Source organism: Stenotrophomonas sp. C9D9 (assembly GCF_056491205.1).
The window spans coordinates 2,052,293-2,067,669 of the sequence record NZ_JBSZIF010000004.1 but is presented as its reverse complement, the minus strand read 5'-3'; the positions used below and the strand labels follow the sequence as shown (position 1 = coordinate 2,067,669).

Sequence of the window (15,377 nt, the reverse complement as noted above, 5' to 3'; positions counted from 1 at the left end):
CGGCCTTTTCTGTTGCAGCGAGCGGGTCAGAGCCCTCGCCACGGCGAGGGATCCGACCCCATCGGGCGTTACAGGATGTAGCGGCTCAGGTCCGGGTCCTGCACCAGCTCACCCAGGTGGGCATCGACGTAGGCGCTGTCGATGGCCAGGGTTTCGCCGTCGCGGTCCGGCGCTTCGTAGCTGAGTGAATCCAGCAGGCGCTCCAGCACCGTATGCAGGCGACGCGCACCGATGTTTTCCTGGCGCTCATTCACCTGGAAGGCGATCTCGGCCAGGCGATCGATGGCGTCGGCGGTGAAGCTGACCTTGACGCCTTCGGTGGCCAGCAGTGCTTCGTACTGCTTGGTCAGCGCGGCCTTCGGCTCGGTCAGGATGCGCACGAAATCACCCTTGCTCAGCGCTCCCAGTTCAACGCGGATCGGGAAGCGGCCCTGCAGCTCCGGAATCAGATCGCTGGGCTTGGCCAGGTGGAACGCGCCCGACGCAATGAACAGGATGTGGTCGGTCTTGATCGTGCCGTACTTGGTCGACACGTTGGAGCCTTCCACCAGCGGCAGCAGGTCGCGCTGCACGCCTTCGCGGGACACGTCGCCACCGCCCACGTTGTCACCACGCTTGGCGACCTTGTCGATCTCGTCGATGAAGACGATGCCGTGCTGCTCGCAGGCCTCGATCGCGGCAGTGCGGATGTCGTCCTCGTTGACCAGCTTGCCGGCTTCTTCCTCGATCAGCAGCGGACGTGCAGCCTTGATGGTCAGCGTGCGCTTGTGCGCCTTGGCGCCGCCGCCAAGGTTGGCGAACATCGACTTCAGCTGCTGGCCCATTTCCTCCATGCCCGGCGGGGTCATGATGTCCATGCTGACGTTGGCAGCCAGGTCGAGTTCGATCTCGCGTTCGTCCAGCTCACCATTGCGCAGCATCTTGCGGAACTTGATGCGGGTCTCGTTGTCCTGCGCCGACGGTTCGTTGCGGGCGACTTCCGGATCAAAACCGATGCCACCGCTGCGGCGCGGCAGCAGCGCATCGAGGATACGGTCTTCGGCACGCTCTTCGGCCTGGGTACGCACGCGCACCTTGGCCTGTTCGCGGTACAGCTTGACCGCGGTATCGGCCAGGTCGCGGATGATCTGCTCGACGTCCTTGCCGACGTAGCCGACTTCGGTGAAGCGGGTCGCTTCGACCTTCACGAACGGCGCGTTGGCCAGGGTGGCCAGGCGACGTGCGATCTCGGTCTTGCCGACGCCGGTCGGGCCGATCATCAGGATGTTCTTCGGCATCACTTCATTGCGCAGCTCAGGCACCAGCTGCATGCGGCGCCAGCGGTTGCGCAGGGCGATCGCCACGGCGCGCTTGGCGTCGTGCTGGCCGACGATGTGCCGGTCCAGTTCCTGCACGATCTCGCGCGGGGTCATGGTGGCGGAGGAAACTTCGATCTTCGACATGGATGTGCTCACGAATGCGTTGTCGGTCGTGCCGGCCGCTGGCCGGCAACCAGGCACGTGTGTCCGGGCTCATGAGGTTGCCGGCCATCGGCCGGCACAACCCTCACAGCTCCTCGACCACCACGTTGCGGTTGGTGTAGATGCAGATGTCGCCGGCGATGCCGATCGCTTCGCTGGCGATGGTGCGCGCATCCAGTTCGGTGTGCGCCATCAGTGCGCGCGCGGCCGAGAGTGCGTAGGAACCACCGGAACCGATGGCGATGATGCCGTCCTCCGGCTCGATCACATCACCGGTGCCGCTGATGATCAGCGAGGTTTCCTTGTCGGCCACCGCCAGCAGGGCCTCAAGCTTGCCGAGGCGGCGCTCGGTGCGCCAATCCTTGGCCAGCTCGACCGCAGCGCGCTGCAGCTGGCCATGCTTTTCCAGCTTGGCCTCGAACAGTTCGAACAGGGTGAAGGCATCGGCGGCGGCACCGGCGAAGCCGGCCAGCACCTGGCCGTCACGACCGAGGCGGCGCACCTTGCGCGCATTGCCCTTCATCACGGTGTGGCCCAGCGTGACCTGGCCGTCGCCGGCAATGGCCACGTGCTCGCCGCGACGGACGCAGACGATGGTGGTGGCGTGGAAAACGTTGGGGTTCTGACTGGGGTCCATGCGGCCTCCGATAGCTGTTCACGGGAGATGGGGACAGCGCCGGGTGCGATCAAGCCTGCGCGGATGGCTGCCGTTCAGCGCTTGGTGGCGCCCCATGGGAAGAGGGCGCCCTTTTAACGAGCGCATCGGAATGCGCGCGGACCCCGCCGCCCGAACGTGGAACGCCTGCCGTTCAGCGCTTGGCCTGCGAAGGCCGGTCCGGATTCGGCTCGATGCCCCAGGCGAGGTACCAGTCTTCACCCTGCGTCTCGATCGGATGCTGGGTGCGGCCGGAGCCATTGCCGCAGGCCAGCGCTTCAGCGGCGCAGTAACGGTCGCAGCCCCAGCAGATGCGCTCGGGGTGTCTGGGATGCAACGGTATGGGCTTCGCCATGGCGGCGGTGTCCTCGTGGCCTGCGGCCACGGTGCGCCGGTTGCATCCGACCTGCCCTGATCCAGATCAAGGGCAGGCTATTCAGCCTTGTCGTCCCTGCTGCGGCGCTTGGCGCGCGGATGCGCGGCGTCGTAGACCTTGGCCAGGTGCTGGAAATCGAGGTGGGTGTAGATCTGCGTCGTGGCGATGTCGGCGTGGCCGAGCAGCTCCTGCACACCGCGCAGGTCGCCGGACGATTCCAGGATGTGGCTGGCGAAACTGTGCCGCAGCATGTGCGGGTGCACGTGCTTGAACAGGCCCTGGCGCTGCGCCAGCTGGCGGATGCGGATCTGCACCGCGCGTTGGCTGATCGGCCCGTTGCGGCCGGGGAACACCGGCGAGGCCGGACCGCCGCCACTTTCCGCACGCCATGCCTGCAACGCCTCGCGTGCGGGCCAGCCGAACGGCACCCGGCGCTGGCGGTTGCCCTTGCCCAGCACGTTGACCAGGCCGCTGTCGAAATCCAGGTCACGCCAGGTCAGCGCGCAGACTTCGCTCAGGCGCAGGCCGGAGGAATAGAACAGTTCCAGCAGCGCGCGGTCACGGCGGCCGAGTTCACCTTCCGGCTCCAGCTCGACCAGCTGCACGGCTTCGTCGGCATCAAGCACCTGGGGCAAGCGGCGCGGCGCGCGCGGCGCCTTCAGCGTCGCTGCCGGACTGACCTCGATGCGCCCGTGCTTGAGCAGCCAGGCGTAGAAACTGCGGCAGGCCGACAAGCGGCGTTGCAGGCTCTTGGCCGACAGGCCACGCCGGTGCTCGTCGGCGACGAACTGGCGCACCGCGTCGGCATCCAGTGCCTCCACTGCCATGCCACGCGGCGCGGCCCAGGCCGACAGCGCGTCCAGGTCGCGGCGGTAGGCGTCGAGCGTATGGGCCGACATCCGCCGCTCCACCTGCAGGTGCTGCAGGAAGGCCTGTACCGCGCTCATCGTCGACGTGCCCTGCTCAGCCGGGGAAGCGCTTCAGGCCGGTGACCAGCGCGTCGCCCATCATGCGCAGGAACAACGTCCCCATGCCCGGGTAGAAGCGATTCGGATCGTGGCTGCCGACCGCGATCAGGCCGACGCCCGGCAGCGGCAGCAGCGCGGTGGTCTGCACTTCCTCGCTGCGCACGCCGTACAGCACGGCATTCTTTTCCGGCTGCAGGCGGCCACAGATCGGCTCGCCGTCGTTCAGGCAATCGCGGAACGGGCCCAGCTGCGGATCGTCAGCGGCAATCACCTGCAGCCAGTCGGCCTGTTCCAGCCCGGCCACCGGCGCATGCACCACCAGCCGCACCAGGTCACCGGCGAAGTCTTCCTGCAGCGATGCGGCCATCGCACGCAGGGTGTCGGCGGCGTTGTCCTGCTTCATCAGCGCCAGGGTCAGCTGGTGCGTGCGCACCGCCAGGCGTTCATTGACCTGGGCGGTCGCGCCCAGATCGGCCAACCGTCGTGCCAGCTCGCGGTTCTTCTCGCGCAGCACTTCCAGCTGGTAGCTGGCCAGCGACGCGGTCGGGCCGTCGTCGCGCGGCACCACCAGGGTCAGGGCCAGGTCCGGGAACTGCTTGAGGAAGCCGGGATGACGCCGCAACCAGGCAGCGACTTCATGGGCCCCGAGCTTGTCGACGGTTTCGGTCATGCGATCCACTCCCCTTCGAAGACGAATGCGGTCGGGCCGGCCATCACCACCGGCTGGCCATCGCCCGGCCACTGGATGCGCAGGTCGCCACCGGGCAGGCTGATGCGCGCATCGCGCTGCAGGCGGCCACGCTGCATCAGGGTCACCGCGGCGGCGCAGGCACCACTGCCGCAGGCCAGGGTTTCGCCAACGCCGCGCTCGAACACGCGCAGGCGGGCGTGCGCCGGGCTCATCACCTGGGCGAAGCCCACGTTCACCGAGCGCGGGAACGACGCATGCTGCTGCAGCAGCGCACCGACGCGCTCGACCGGTGCGGCATCGATCAGGCCCACTTCGATCACCGCATGCGGATTGCCCATCGACACCGCGGCGAAGCGTACGCTCTCGCCCTGCAGCGGCAGCAGGTATTCCTCGCGCGGGTGTGCAAAACCCATCAGCGGCACGTTGCCCGGCTCGAAGGCGGGCACCCCCATCGTCACCGCAAACTGCCCCTCGCCCAGCACCTTCACTTCATGGCTGGCCAGCGGGCTGTCGATGACGAATGCATCGCCCTGCGCACTGCCCTCGCGCACCAGCCAGGCGGCGATGCAGCGTGCGCCGTTGCCGCACTGTTCCGAGTTGGAACCGTCGGCATTCCAGATGCGGTACGAGGCCACCGAACCGTCCGCACGCGGCGCCTCGATGGTCAGGATCTGGTCGCAGCCAACGCCGGTGTGGCGGTCGGCCAGGCGCGCGGCCAGTTCAGGCGTGGGCGGCGCAGTGCCATCACGCAGGTCGATCACTACGAAATCATTGCCCGCGCCATGCATCTTGCTGAAGCGCAGGGCCTTGGAACCGGCCTTACTCATTCCCGCTGCCCGCCTTCTTCGCTGGCGCGGGTGCCGGCTGGGTGGCCGGTGCAGCCGGGTCCACGGTCGTGGCCGGGGTAGCGGTTCCCTGGGTCTCCGCCGGGGTCGCCTCGGTGGCGGGCTCGGCTGCGGGTTCGACGGTTTCTTCCACCGGCACCGGCTTCTGCGGCAGTACCAGCGGGCCCTTGTTGCCGCAGGCGGCGAGGAGCAGCAGCGAGGCCGCTGCCAGCGGAATCAGGATGGCGTTTCGATGGGGGATCTTCATGCCCCGAGTATAGCCATTGGCGGCTGAGCGGTTCGTGCAGGGGATCGGGTTGCCGGCCAGCGGCCGGCACTCCCGCAGGCGCTCAATCCGCGGGCGGTGGCAGCGGCCGCGTCCACAGCCAGATCGCCACCACGGTCATGCTGCCGATCGAGAACCACTTCACCCAGGCGATCGGCACGCACCACAGCATGATCGCGGCGCACACCGCCATGGTGATCGTGGCCATCCACTTGCCGTAGCGGCTGACCGCACCGTGCGCCTGCCAGTTGGCGATGGCCGGGCCGAAGCGCGGATGCTGCAGCAACCAGGTGTGCAGGCGTTCGGAGCCACGTGATGCAGCCCAGGCCGAGATCAGGATGAATACGGTGGTCGGCAGGCCCGGAACGAAGATGCCGACGATGCCGGTGCCGAGGCTGACGTAGGCCAGCAGCCACCACGCCCAACGGAAACGCACCACGCGCGGCGGCGTGGCGGTATCGCGGGGTGCAGATGGCTCGGGCAGGCTCATGGCCGCAAGGATACCGGTTCGGGGTGCCCGGCAGCGCCCGGCACCCCTTCGCCGTTACGGCTGGGCGATGCCCAGCTGCTGCAGCACGAACGCGTAAGACTCGGACAGCTCCCGATAGCGCTGGAAGCGCCCCGACTTGCCACCGTGGCCGGCTTCCATGTTGGTGCGGAACAGGATCGGGTAGTGGCCGGTGTTGTCGTCACGCAGCTTGGCCACCCACTTGGCCGGCTCCCAGTACTGCACCTGCGAATCCCACAGGCCGGTGCCCACGAACAGCGCCGGGTAGGCCTGCGGCTTCACGTTGTCGTAGGGCGAGTAGGACAGCATGTAGTCGTAGTACTGCTTCTGCTCCGGGTTGCCCCACTCGTCGTATTCGTTGGTGGTCAGCGGAATGGTCGGGTCGAGCATGGTGGTGACCACGTCGACGAACGGCACCTGCGCCACCATCACCCGGTAATTCTGCGGAGCCTGGTTGGCCACGGCACCCATCAGCAGGCCACCGGCGCTGCCGCCGGACGCGGCCACGCGATCCTTCGCCGCCCAGCCCTGCGCCACCAGGCCACGGGTGACGTCGACGAAGTCGTTGAAGGTGTTCTGCTTGTGCAGCAGCTTGCCGTTCTCGTACCAGTCGCGCCCCATCTCCTGGCCGCCGCGGATGTGGGCGATGGCATACACCACGCCACGATCGAGCAGGCTCACCGCGGTCTGGTTGAAGTACGGGTCCATCGACATGCCGTAGCTGCCGTAGGCGTACTGGAACAGCGCACCCTTGCCGTCCTTCTGGTAGCCCTTGCGGTAGACCAGCGACACCGGCACCTTCACGCCATCGCGAGCGGTGATCCAGACGCGGTCGGTCTCGTACTTCGAGGCGTCATAGCCAATCACCGGCTGCTGCTTCAGCTGGCGACGCTCGCCGGTGGCGGTATTCAGCTCGAACACGGTGGTCGGGGTGGTCATCGAGGTGTAGACGTAGCGCAGCCACGGCGTATCGGCCTCGGTGTTGTCGCCCAAGCCCATCGAATACGCCGGCTCATCGGCCTTCACGTAGTCGCTGCGGCCATCCTTGAACAGCAGGCGGATGCGCTCCAGGCCCTCGGACCGTTCGGCGATGGCGGTGTAGCTGTCGAACAGCTCGAAGCCTTCGATGAACACCGCATCGTCGTGCGCGATCCAGTCCTTCCACTGCGCGCGCGAGGTGGCATCGGTCGGTGCGGTGACCAGCTTGAAATTCTTCGCACCGTCGTTGGTGCGGATCACCCAGCGGCCGTCGTAGTGGTCGGCGTCGTACTCGACATCACGCTGGCGCGGCGCCAGCACGGTGAAGGTGGTCGGGTCGCTGGCCGGCGCGTAGCGCTCTTCCGAGGACACGGTGCTGTGCACGCCGATGGTGATGAAGCGATCGTCGCGGGTGCGGCCGATGCCCATGTAGAAGCTGTCGTCCTTCTCTTCGTAGACGACGGTGTCGGTGCTGGCCGGGGTGCCCAGCACGTGTTTCTTGACGCGCACGGTCAACAGCGTTTCCGGATCGTTCTCGACGTACAGCACGGTGCGGTTGTCGTCGGCCCAGACCAGGTCGCCGGAACTGCCGGTGATCACATCGGGCAGCACCTGGCCGGTGGCCAGGTCCTTGAAGCGGATCGTGTACTGGCGGCGGCCGACATCGTCATCGGCCCAGGCCAGCAGCTGGTTGTCCTGGCTCACTTCCATCGAGCCGACGCTGAAGTAGCCCTTGCCGGCGGCCATCGCGTTGACGTCCAGCAGGATTTCCTCGGCCGCCTCCATGCTGCCCTTGCGGCGCGCGTGGATGGGGTAGTCCTGGCCGGTCTCGAAGCGGCTGTAGTACCAGTAGCCGCGCTCGCGCGCCGGCACGCTGGAATCGTCCTGCTTGATGCGGCCGACGATCTCCTTGTACAGGGTGTCTTCCAGCGGCTTCAGTGGTGCCAGCAGCTGGTCGGCGTAGGCATTCTCGGCCTGCAGGTAGGCCAGCATCTCCTTGTTCTCGCGCTTGTCGTCGCGCAGCCAGTAATAGTCATCGTTGCGGGTCGCGCCGAACGGCGCCTTGACCACATGCGGATGCTTGGCGGCATCCGGCGGAACGGGCGGCGTGGCGGCGGTAGCAGTGGTGGTCATCAGGCTGGCGAGTAACAGGCAGAGGGTGGATTTCATGAGATAAGGCTCCTTGAGCGGCAATGCAATGGCGTCCTTGTGTCCGAGTCTGGGTCGCGGAAGGACTGCCGGCAACCCTGCCGGTAGTGCCGGCCGCTGGCCGGCAACCTCATGAACTCCGGAATGGGTCGGAATGCCGGCCAGCGGCCGGCACTACCCAAACGCATGCTCCCCGCGCGCGGCGTACCATGGGCATATGAGTACCCTGCCCCACACGCCGGGCTACAGCCGGCGCAGCCATGAAATCGCCCCGTTCCACGTGATGTCCCTGCTGGCCCGCGCACAGGCGCTGGAGCAGGCCGGCCACGATGTGATCCACCTGGAAATCGGCGAACCGGACTTCACCACCGCCGAACCCGTCGTGCGTGCCGGCCAGGCCGCACTGGCCGCCGGCCACACCCGCTACACCGCCGCGCGTGGCCTGCCGGCACTGCGGCAGGCGATCAGCGGCTTCTATCGCAGCCACTATGGGCTGGACATCGATCCCGAACGCATCCTGGTCACCCCGGGCGGGTCCGGTGCGCTGCTGCTGGCCAGCAGCCTGCTGGTCGATCCCGGCCGCCACTGGCTGCTGGCCGACCCCGGCTACCCCTGCAACCGCCACTTCCTGCGCCTCGTCGAAGGCGGCGCACAGCTGGTGCCGGTCGGCCCGGACACCGCTTACCAGCTGACCCCGTCCCTGGTGGAACAGCACTGGAATGCCGACAGCGTCGGCGCGCTGGTCGCCTCACCGGCCAATCCGACCGGCACCGTGCTGTCCGCCGACGAACTGGCCGCCCTGTCGCAGACCCTGCACGCGCGGGGCGGCCACCTGGTGGTGGACGAGATCTATCACGGCCTGACCTACGGCCTGGATGCACCCAGCGTGCTGCAGGTGGACGACAGCGCGTTCGTGCTGAACAGTTTCTCCAAGTACTTCGGCATGACCGGCTGGCGGCTGGGCTGGCTGGTGGCACCGCCGTCAGCGGTACCCGATCTGGAGAAGCTGGCGCAGAACCTGTACATCAGCGCATCGAGCATTGCCCAGCATGCCGCGCTGGCCTGCTTCAGCGAGGAATCGATGGCGATCTTCGAACAGCGCCGCGAGGCGTTCCGGCAGCGCCGTGACTTCCTGCTGCCCGCGCTGCGTGAGCTGGGCTTCCGCATCGAGGTCGAGCCGCAGGGCGCGTTCTACCTGTACGCCGATGTCAGCGCCTTCACCGACGACGCGCAGGCGTTCTGCGCGCACTTCCTGGAAACCGAGCACGTGGCGTTCACCCCGGGCCTGGACTTCGGCTTCCACCGCGCCAACCAGCATGTGCGGCTGGCATACACCCAGGAAGTGCCGCGGTTGCAGGAGGCGGTGGCGCGCATCGCGCGTGGGTTGAAGCGCTGGAGCGGCTGATCGTCCGCGCGAACGGCATCCACGCATGGCGTGGATCTACTGTTCCAGCGCACGGTACATAGGTAGATCCACGCCATGCGTGACGTTCATGGGTAGATCCACGCCATGCGTGGATATGTGGCCCCAAAGAAAAACGCCGCCCGAGGGCGGCGTTTTCCGTTCTGCTTACTTGCCGCCCAACCGCTCCCACAGGAAGCTGTAGGCCAGCGCCGACATGTGCGCGGCCTGCGCGTTGTTGGCTGCGCCGCCGTGGCCACCTTCGATGTTCTCGTAGTAGGTCACGTCCTTGCCGGCGTCGATCATCTTCGCCGCCATCTTGCGGGCGTGGCCCGGGTGCACGCGGTCATCGCGGGTGGAGGTGGTGAACAGCACCGGCGGGTAGTTCTTCTTCGCGTTGAACAAGTGGTACGGCGAGAAGGTCTTGATGAACTCCCAGTCGCTGGTGTCCGGGTTGCCGTACTCGGCCATCCACGAGGCGCCGGCCAACAGGTGGCTGTAGCGCTTCATGTCCAGCAGCGGCACCTGCACCACCACCGCACCGAACAGTTCCGGGTACTGGGTCAGCATGTTGCCGGTCAGCAGGCCACCGTTGCTGCCGCCCTGCACGCCCAGGTGCTTGGCGGAGGTGATCTTGCGCTTGACCAGGTCCCGTGCCACGGCGGCCATGTCTTCATAGGCCTTGTGGCGGTTCTGCTTCAGCGCCGCCTGGTGCCAGCGCGGGCCGTACTCGCCGCCGCCACGGATGTTGGCGACCACGTACACGCCGCCCTTCTCCAGCCAGGCGCGACCCATGCCACCGGAATAGCTCGGGGTCAGCGAGATCTCGAAACCACCGTAGCCGTACAGCAGGGTCGGATTGGAGCCATCGAGCTTCATCGCCCTGTCGTGCACCACGAAGTACGGCACGCGGGTGCCGTCCTTGCTGGTGGCGAAGTGCTGCTCGATCACCTTGCCCTTGGCATCGAAGAAGGCCGGCATGGTCTTCAGCGTTTCCGGTGCCTGGCCGATCTCGGCCAGCGCCAGCGTGGTTGGGGTCAGGTAGTCGGTGGCGGTCAGCCACACCGCGTCGCTGTCATTGCTGTCCACCGCGCCCACGGCCAGCGTGCCGAAGGCCGGCGCGCCGACGAAGCGGCTGGTCTTCCAGCCATCTGCGCCCGGGGTCAGCACTGACAGGCGGTTCTTGACGTCATCCAGCACGTTCAGCACCAGGTGGCTTTTGGTCCAGGTGGCGCTGGCCAGCGAGGTGGTCGCGGTCGGGGTGAACAGCACCTCGAAGTCGCGCTTGCCGGCCAGGAAGTCGTCCAGCTTCGTCGCCAGCAGCGAACCGGACGCGTAGGTTTTGCCGCCCACGGTCCACGGATCGCGCAGTTCCAGGGTCAGCCACTGCTTGTGCAGGCCCTTCTCGGCAGAGTTCGGCGCGTCGATCTTGGTCAGCGTGCCGTCGTCGCCACGCAGGTAGAGCTCGTTGTTGTAGAACGCCAGCGTGCGGCTGACCAGGTTGCGCTCGAAGCCCGGGGTGTCATCGTGCATCGCCGCGATGTACATGTCTTCCGGCTTGCCTTCGTACACCACGGTGGCCGAGGCCATCGGCGTGCCGCGCTTCCACAGCTTGGCCACGCGCGGATAGCCGGACGTGGTCATCGTGCCGGCACCGAAGTCGGTGTAGACGAACACGGTGTCGCGGTCGACCCAGTTGAGGCCACCCTTCGACTCCGGACGGAAGAAGCCGTCCTTGATCCAGGTCTTGTTGGCCAGGTCGAACTCACGGGTGACGTCGGCGTCGGCGCCGCCGCGCGACAGCGCGATCAGGCAGCGGCTGTAATCCGGGCGCAGGCAATCGGCGCCGTGCCAGACCCAGTTCTCACCCTCGGCCTTGTTCAGCGCATCCAGGTCGAGCACGGTTTCCCACTGCGGCGAGGCCTTGCGGTACTCGGCCAGGGTGGTGCGGCGCCACAGGCCGCGCTCGTGCTGCTGGTCCTTCCAGAAGTTGTAGTAGTAGTCGCCGATCTTCTGCACGCCGGGGATCTTGGCATCGGAGTCGAGCACCTCGCGGATGCTGGTCTCCATCTGCTTGAAGGCCGGAGTCTGCGCCAGGCGCGCCTCGGACTTGGCATTCTGTTCCTTGACCCAGGACAGTGGCTTGTCGCCGGTGACGTCCTCCAGCCAGGCGTAGCGATCGGTGTCTTCAGCGGCCACGGCGGTCCCCACCGAGGCAGCGGTCATCATGCCGGCCAACAGGCAGGCGGAAGCGAGTCGTGACATTGCAGCTCCAGGCAGTCATAAGCCGTGGAACGCTAGCACGGAATGTCGCAGCCTCCCCCGTGTCGAAGGTCAGGCCGTGGCCGCCGGACTGCGCCGGCCGCGTGCGGCGGGAGCCGGCCGACGGCGCGCCTGTCCACCGGTACGCCGCGCCAGCCGCCGCCATGACAGGCGCGGCAGCGGAAAGCGCAGCAGCGCCCACCAGGCCGTGAGCGGCATGCCCACCAGCCACATCGGCAGCCAGCCCAGCCATGCGCTGCTGCCACGTGCCGCCGGCCAGACCAGTACCAGCGCCAGTCCGGCCAGGGCCAGCTGTTGCACGCCGCGCAGCAGGCGCGGGTCGGCGCGTTCGATGACGCGTTCAGTTGCAGGGCGACGGACGGAACGAGCATTCATGGGGCTTCTCCGGTAGACAATGCAACACAGCTTGGGCAAGCCCCTTCTCACAGGATGCGACACCATTGACGGATCGCGTGCACACAGTCGACCATGCGCGTGCAAGCCCACTGGAGCCCGCTCCCGCATGACTTCGATCCGCCCGTTCTGCGCCGTGCTGCTGGCTCTGTCCCTGGCAGGTCCTGCCATGGCCGCCAGTGAGCCGCCGTCGCCCCGCGCCAGCGCCACCGACGCGGCCGCCCCGGGGGCGCCGATCGACCTGAAGCGCTTCATGGGCACCTGGTATGTGATCGGCCGCGTGCCGAACTTCATCGAACGCGGGCATGTCGCCAGCGTCAACGAGTACGAGCTGCGCGACGAGCACAAGGTCGGCATCACCTACCGCTACCGTGATGGCTTCGGCGAACCGCTGCAGGAAATACGCGCACGTGCCAGCGTCGATCCGGACAGCGGCAACCACGGCTGGCGAACCTGGTTCTATCGCGTGGTGCCGACCCATTCGCGGGTGCTGGAAGTCGCCCCCGACTACTCGTGGGCACTGATCGGTTATCCGGGCCGCGAGATGGCCTGGATCTTCGCGCGCAAGCCGGACATGGACAAGGCCCTGTACAAGGAGCTGGCCGAGCGCCTGCGCGACGAGTACGGCGTGAACACCGACAAGCTCAAGCGCGTGCCGCAGCATCCGGAACAGGTCGGCAAGCTGGGCTACGAAGTACCGAACGCGCGTTGATCGGATCGCGGGTGCGGAACCGGGTCCGTGCGCCCGGACTTCACGCCGCGCGTGGCTGCACCCGGCGTTCGATTTCGCTGCGCGTTGGCAATGTCTTGAGATCGTAGGCCGCCTGCATCGCGAGCCAGGACGCGGCATCCCCACCAAAATGCCGCGCCAGCCGCGCTGCAGTGTCCGCCGAAATGCTGCGTTGGCCGTGCACGATGGCGTGCAGTCGCGTTGCGGGCACATCCAGGGCCTTCGCCAGCGCATTCACGCTCAGCGCCAGGGGCAGCAGGAACTCTTCGCGCAGGATCTCGCCAGGATGGATGGCGCGCATGCCGTTGTGGGGACGCTTCATGGCGGGCACCTCAGTGATAGTCAACAATTTCCACGGCATCGGCGCCGCCGTCGGTCCAGGTAAAGCAGAGCCGCCATTGATTGCTGATGCGAAGGCTGTACTGCCCTCTTCGATCGCCTGACAGCGCCTCAAGACGATTCCCGGGCGGGCTGCGCAGGAAGGCCAACGTCTGTGCCGAGTCGAGCAGCTGCAGTTTGCGTTCCGCCACTCGCCGGATCTGGCGCCAGGCGCGTGGGCAGGTTCCTTCAAACAGGGCGCGGGTCTGCTTGCAGCGGAATGAACGGATCATTCCGCAAAACGTATTACGTTTAACGGAACATACCAAGGAACGCGATGTGCTGCCAGTCCCAGTCTGGCGATATCGATTCCTGATGGGCGTGGCGGCTTCCAGAGCCTGGCGCTATGACAGGCACAATATCGACACTCTGCAGGCTACAGGCTGCCGGCCAACGGCCGGCACTACCCGAACGATGCCCGGCGCCCGTTACTTGCGGCTGTAATGCGCGACCAGGCGGTCGCCGAGCATCTGCAGCAGCTGCACCAGCACCAGCAGCAGGACCACGGTAACCAGGGCCACGTCGGTGTGCGAACGCTGGTAGCCATCGCGGAACGCCAGGTCACCAAGGCCGCCGGAACCGATCGCACCGCCCATCGCGGTGAAGCCGATCAGGGCCACGGTGGTGACCGTCGCACCGGCGATCAGGCCCGGCCGCGCTTCCGGCAGCAGCACCCGGGTGACCAGCTGCCAGGTGGTGGCGCCCATCGCCTGGGTCGCCTCGATCACGCCACGGTCCACTTCGCGCAACGCGGTCTCGACCAGGCGCGCATAGAAGGGCGCCGCGCCGATCACCAGCGGCACGATCGCGCCGCGCACGCCCAGCGACGTTCCCATCAGGAACAGCGTGACCGGAATCAGCACGATCATCAGGATGATGAAAGGCACCGAGCGCAGCAGGTTCACCACCAGCGCCAGCACGCCATAGGCGAACGGACGGCGCTTCATCTGCGGCGCACCGAACAGGTACAGCAGCACGCCCAGCGGCAGGCCGATGGCCAGGGTCAGCGGCAGCGAACCGAGCAGCATCAGCAGGGTGTCGATGGTGGCCTGGCCGATGTCGGCCCACTTGCCCGCATCCAGGTGGCGGAAGAAACCGCCGGCAGTGGCGATGATCATCGACGCAGCTCCTCGACATGCACGCCGGCAGCCACGAAGGCGGCCTGCGCGGCGGACTGGTCACCGCCCACCAGGGCGACCACCAGCTGGCCATAGGGGGTGTCCTTGATCCGGTCGATGCGGCCGGACAGGATGTTGTAGTCGACCCCGGTCTGGCGCGCGACGCTGCCGAGCAGGGGTTCGTAGGTATCGCCGCCGAGGAAGGTCAGGCGCACGATGCGCCCGCCCACCACGTCGAAATCGCGGTGCAACGCCCCTTCGTCCACGTGCTCCGATTCGCTGACGAACCGGCGCGTGGTCGGGTGCTGCGGATGCAGGAACACCCGGGTAACCGGTCCGGTCTCGACCATCTGGCCGGCGTCGAGGACGGCAACGCGGTCGCAGACACGGCGGATCACGTCCATCTCGTGGGTGATCAGCACGATGGTCAGGCCCAGCTCGCGGTTGATCTTCGACAGCAGCGACAGCACCGAGGCCGTGGTCTGCGGATCCAGCGCGCTGGTGGCCTCGTCGCACAGCAGGATCTGCGGGCGGGTCGCCAGCGCACGGGCGATGCCGACGCGCTGCTTCTGGCCACCGGACAGCTGTGCGGGGTACTTCTGCGCATGCGCTTCCAGGCCCACGGTCTGCAGCAGCTCGGCCACGCGCGCGTCGATCTCCGCCTTCGGCGTGCCGGCCAGCTCCAGCGGGAAGGCGACATTGCCGGCCACCGTGCGCGACGACAGCAGGTTGAAGTGCTGGAAGATCATGCCGATGCGCCGGCGCAGCGTGCGCAGGCCATCCGCGTCCAGTGCGGTGACATCCTCGCCACCGATCAGCAGCCGTCCGCCGCTGGGTTCTTCCAGGCGGTTGATCATGCGGATCAGGGTCGACTTGCCAGCGCCGGAATGGCCGATGATGCCGAATACCTCACCGGCCTCGATGGTCAGGTCCAGCGGTTGCAGCGCGCTGACTTCGCGGCCGGCAACGGCATAGGATTTGTGCAGGCGCTGGAACTCGATCACGGGCGTGGCTCACCGGCTGGGTGACGGAAGGGGGCGTGCAGCCTACCAGCGCAGGCGGTCGCGCGCCCGCGCCATGGGCCAGAATGTTATTCCTTTTGGTTCTAAGGCACCCGCACCGGCGCGTTGGCTGGGGTCAGAGCCCCTGCGGGGATCCGACCCCGGGGTCGGATCCCC

17 protein-coding genes are annotated in these 15,377 nt (G+C 67.2%); 2 read left to right on the top strand and 15 right to left on the bottom strand.

Annotated features, from left to right (window positions below; all coding sequences use genetic code 11):
- Positions 1-68 precede the first annotated feature (68 nt).
- The 9 genes from hslU to ACXI0D_RS14875 form a co-directional block, all read right to left on the bottom strand.
- On the bottom strand, positions 69-1,442 hold the full coding sequence (hslU, locus tag ACXI0D_RS14915) for an ATP-dependent protease ATPase subunit HslU (protein ID WP_014038532.1): 1,374 nt from the start codon (positions 1,440-1,442) through the stop codon (positions 69-71).
- Positions 1,443-1,545: 103 nt separating this feature from the next.
- Positions 1,546-2,097, bottom strand: coding sequence for an ATP-dependent protease subunit HslV (gene hslV / locus ACXI0D_RS14910; RefSeq protein ID WP_005411093.1), 552 nt, complete (start codon positions 2,095-2,097; stop codon positions 1,546-1,548).
- Between the two features lie 172 nt (positions 2,098-2,269).
- On the bottom strand, positions 2,270-2,470 hold the full coding sequence (locus ACXI0D_RS14905) for a DUF3079 domain-containing protein (protein ID WP_049443881.1): 201 nt from the start codon (positions 2,468-2,470) through the stop codon (positions 2,270-2,272).
- 77 nt (positions 2,471-2,547) lie between these two features.
- Positions 2,548-3,438, bottom strand: coding sequence for a tyrosine recombinase XerC (xerC, locus tag ACXI0D_RS14900; RefSeq protein ID WP_049443707.1), 891 nt, complete (start codon positions 3,436-3,438; stop codon positions 2,548-2,550).
- A 16-nt stretch (positions 3,439-3,454) separates the two neighbouring features.
- Positions 3,455-4,129, bottom strand: coding sequence for a DUF484 family protein (locus ACXI0D_RS14895; RefSeq protein WP_049443709.1), 675 nt, complete (start codon positions 4,127-4,129; stop codon positions 3,455-3,457).
- The gene (dapF, locus tag ACXI0D_RS14890; RefSeq protein WP_049443711.1) at positions 4,126-4,977 is read right to left on the bottom strand and encodes a diaminopimelate epimerase; all 852 of its coding nucleotides are present in this window, start codon (positions 4,975-4,977) and stop codon (positions 4,126-4,128) included. The genes ACXI0D_RS14895 and dapF overlap by 4 nt, the downstream gene beginning before the upstream one ends.
- The gene (lptM, locus tag ACXI0D_RS14885) at positions 4,970-5,242 is read right to left on the bottom strand and encodes an LPS translocon maturation chaperone LptM (protein ID WP_049443713.1); all 273 of its coding nucleotides are present in this window, start codon (positions 5,240-5,242) and stop codon (positions 4,970-4,972) included. Before lptM ends, dapF begins: the two co-directional genes overlap by 8 nt.
- 82 nt (positions 5,243-5,324) lie before the next feature.
- The gene (locus ACXI0D_RS14880) at positions 5,325-5,750 is read right to left on the bottom strand and encodes a YbaN family protein (protein WP_014038537.1); all 426 of its coding nucleotides are present in this window, start codon (positions 5,748-5,750) and stop codon (positions 5,325-5,327) included.
- Positions 5,751-5,804: 54 nt separating this feature from the next.
- Positions 5,805-7,916 (bottom strand): S9 family peptidase, encoded by a 2,112-nt coding sequence (locus tag ACXI0D_RS14875; protein WP_049443715.1) that lies wholly within the window; start codon positions 7,914-7,916, stop codon positions 5,805-5,807.
- 196 nt (positions 7,917-8,112) lie between these two features.
- On the opposite strand from ACXI0D_RS14875, the gene ACXI0D_RS14870 reads away from it, so the two are divergent.
- Positions 8,113-9,300, top strand: a complete 1,188-nt coding sequence (locus ACXI0D_RS14870; protein WP_049445499.1) for a pyridoxal phosphate-dependent aminotransferase — start codon at positions 8,113-8,115, stop codon at positions 9,298-9,300.
- A gap of 165 nt (positions 9,301-9,465) precedes the next feature.
- On the opposite strand, the gene ACXI0D_RS14865 is transcribed toward ACXI0D_RS14870, so the two are convergent.
- Together ACXI0D_RS14865 and ACXI0D_RS14860 are read right to left on the bottom strand one after the other, a co-directional pair.
- Positions 9,466-11,562 (bottom strand): prolyl oligopeptidase family serine peptidase, encoded by a 2,097-nt coding sequence (locus tag ACXI0D_RS14865; RefSeq protein ID WP_049444948.1) that lies wholly within the window; start codon positions 11,560-11,562, stop codon positions 9,466-9,468.
- Between the two features lie 69 nt (positions 11,563-11,631).
- Positions 11,632-11,955, bottom strand: a complete 324-nt coding sequence (locus tag ACXI0D_RS14860) for a hypothetical protein (RefSeq protein ID WP_049444946.1) — start codon at positions 11,953-11,955, stop codon at positions 11,632-11,634.
- A gap of 127 nt (positions 11,956-12,082) precedes the next feature.
- Between ACXI0D_RS14860 and ACXI0D_RS14855 the strand changes: the two genes are divergently transcribed.
- Positions 12,083-12,685, top strand: a complete 603-nt coding sequence (locus tag ACXI0D_RS14855; protein ID WP_049444944.1) for a lipocalin family protein — start codon at positions 12,083-12,085, stop codon at positions 12,683-12,685.
- 40 nt (positions 12,686-12,725) lie between these two features.
- Here the strand turns inward: ACXI0D_RS14855 and ACXI0D_RS14850 are convergent, their stop codons facing one another.
- From ACXI0D_RS14850 to ACXI0D_RS14835, 4 genes are all read right to left on the bottom strand, one after another.
- Positions 12,726-13,025, bottom strand: coding sequence for a HigA family addiction module antitoxin (locus ACXI0D_RS14850; protein ID WP_006471116.1), 300 nt, complete (start codon positions 13,023-13,025; stop codon positions 12,726-12,728).
- 10 nt (positions 13,026-13,035) lie between these two features.
- Positions 13,036-13,314, bottom strand: a complete 279-nt coding sequence (locus ACXI0D_RS14845; protein ID WP_049444941.1) for a type II toxin-antitoxin system RelE/ParE family toxin — start codon at positions 13,312-13,314, stop codon at positions 13,036-13,038.
- Positions 13,315-13,509: 195 nt separating this feature from the next.
- Positions 13,510-14,199: a methionine ABC transporter permease gene (locus tag ACXI0D_RS14840; RefSeq protein WP_014038544.1), complete on the bottom strand. Its 690-nt coding sequence runs from the start codon at positions 14,197-14,199 to the stop codon at positions 13,510-13,512.
- Positions 14,196-15,203, bottom strand: coding sequence for a methionine ABC transporter ATP-binding protein (locus ACXI0D_RS14835; RefSeq protein ID WP_014038545.1), 1,008 nt, complete (start codon positions 15,201-15,203; stop codon positions 14,196-14,198). Before ACXI0D_RS14835 ends, ACXI0D_RS14840 begins: the two co-directional genes overlap by 4 nt.
- Positions 15,204-15,377 lie beyond the last annotated feature (174 nt).

What these genes read in the sequence shown, in the direction of transcription:
- ACXI0D_RS14870 (WP_049445499.1), top strand. Translation starts at nt 8,113, where the DNA reads ATGAGTACCCTGCCCCACACGCCGGGCTACAGCCGGCGCAGCCATGAA.
- lptM (WP_049443713.1), bottom strand. Translation starts at nt 5,242, where the DNA reads ATGAAGATCCCCCATCGAAACGCCATCCTGATTCCGCTGGCAGCGGCC.
- ACXI0D_RS14840 (WP_014038544.1), bottom strand. Translation starts at nt 14,199, where the DNA reads ATGATCATCGCCACTGCCGGCGGTTTCTTCCGCCACCTGGATGCGGGC.
- hslU (WP_014038532.1), bottom strand. Translation starts at nt 1,442, where the DNA reads ATGTCGAAGATCGAAGTTTCCTCCGCCACCATGACCCCGCGCGAGATC.
- hslV (WP_005411093.1), bottom strand. Translation starts at nt 2,097, where the DNA reads ATGGACCCCAGTCAGAACCCCAACGTTTTCCACGCCACCACCATCGTC.
- ACXI0D_RS14895 (WP_049443709.1), bottom strand. Translation starts at nt 4,129, where the DNA reads ATGACCGAAACCGTCGACAAGCTCGGGGCCCATGAAGTCGCTGCCTGG.
- dapF (WP_049443711.1), bottom strand. Translation starts at nt 4,977, where the DNA reads ATGAGTAAGGCCGGTTCCAAGGCCCTGCGCTTCAGCAAGATGCATGGC.
- xerC (WP_049443707.1), bottom strand. Translation starts at nt 3,438, where the DNA reads ATGAGCGCGGTACAGGCCTTCCTGCAGCACCTGCAGGTGGAGCGGCGG.
- ACXI0D_RS14875 (WP_049443715.1), bottom strand. Translation starts at nt 7,916, where the DNA reads ATGAAATCCACCCTCTGCCTGTTACTCGCCAGCCTGATGACCACCACT.
- ACXI0D_RS14880 (WP_014038537.1), bottom strand. Translation starts at nt 5,750, where the DNA reads ATGAGCCTGCCCGAGCCATCTGCACCCCGCGATACCGCCACGCCGCCG.
- ACXI0D_RS14855 (WP_049444944.1), top strand. Translation starts at nt 12,083, where the DNA reads ATGACTTCGATCCGCCCGTTCTGCGCCGTGCTGCTGGCTCTGTCCCTG.
- ACXI0D_RS14905 (WP_049443881.1), bottom strand. Translation starts at nt 2,470, where the DNA reads ATGGCGAAGCCCATACCGTTGCATCCCAGACACCCCGAGCGCATCTGC.
- ACXI0D_RS14850 (WP_006471116.1), bottom strand. Translation starts at nt 13,025, where the DNA reads ATGAAGCGTCCCCACAACGGCATGCGCGCCATCCATCCTGGCGAGATC.
- ACXI0D_RS14860 (WP_049444946.1), bottom strand. Translation starts at nt 11,955, where the DNA reads ATGAATGCTCGTTCCGTCCGTCGCCCTGCAACTGAACGCGTCATCGAA.
- ACXI0D_RS14845 (WP_049444941.1), bottom strand. Translation starts at nt 13,314, where the DNA reads ATGATCCGTTCATTCCGCTGCAAGCAGACCCGCGCCCTGTTTGAAGGA.
- ACXI0D_RS14865 (WP_049444948.1), bottom strand. Translation starts at nt 11,562, where the DNA reads ATGTCACGACTCGCTTCCGCCTGCCTGTTGGCCGGCATGATGACCGCT.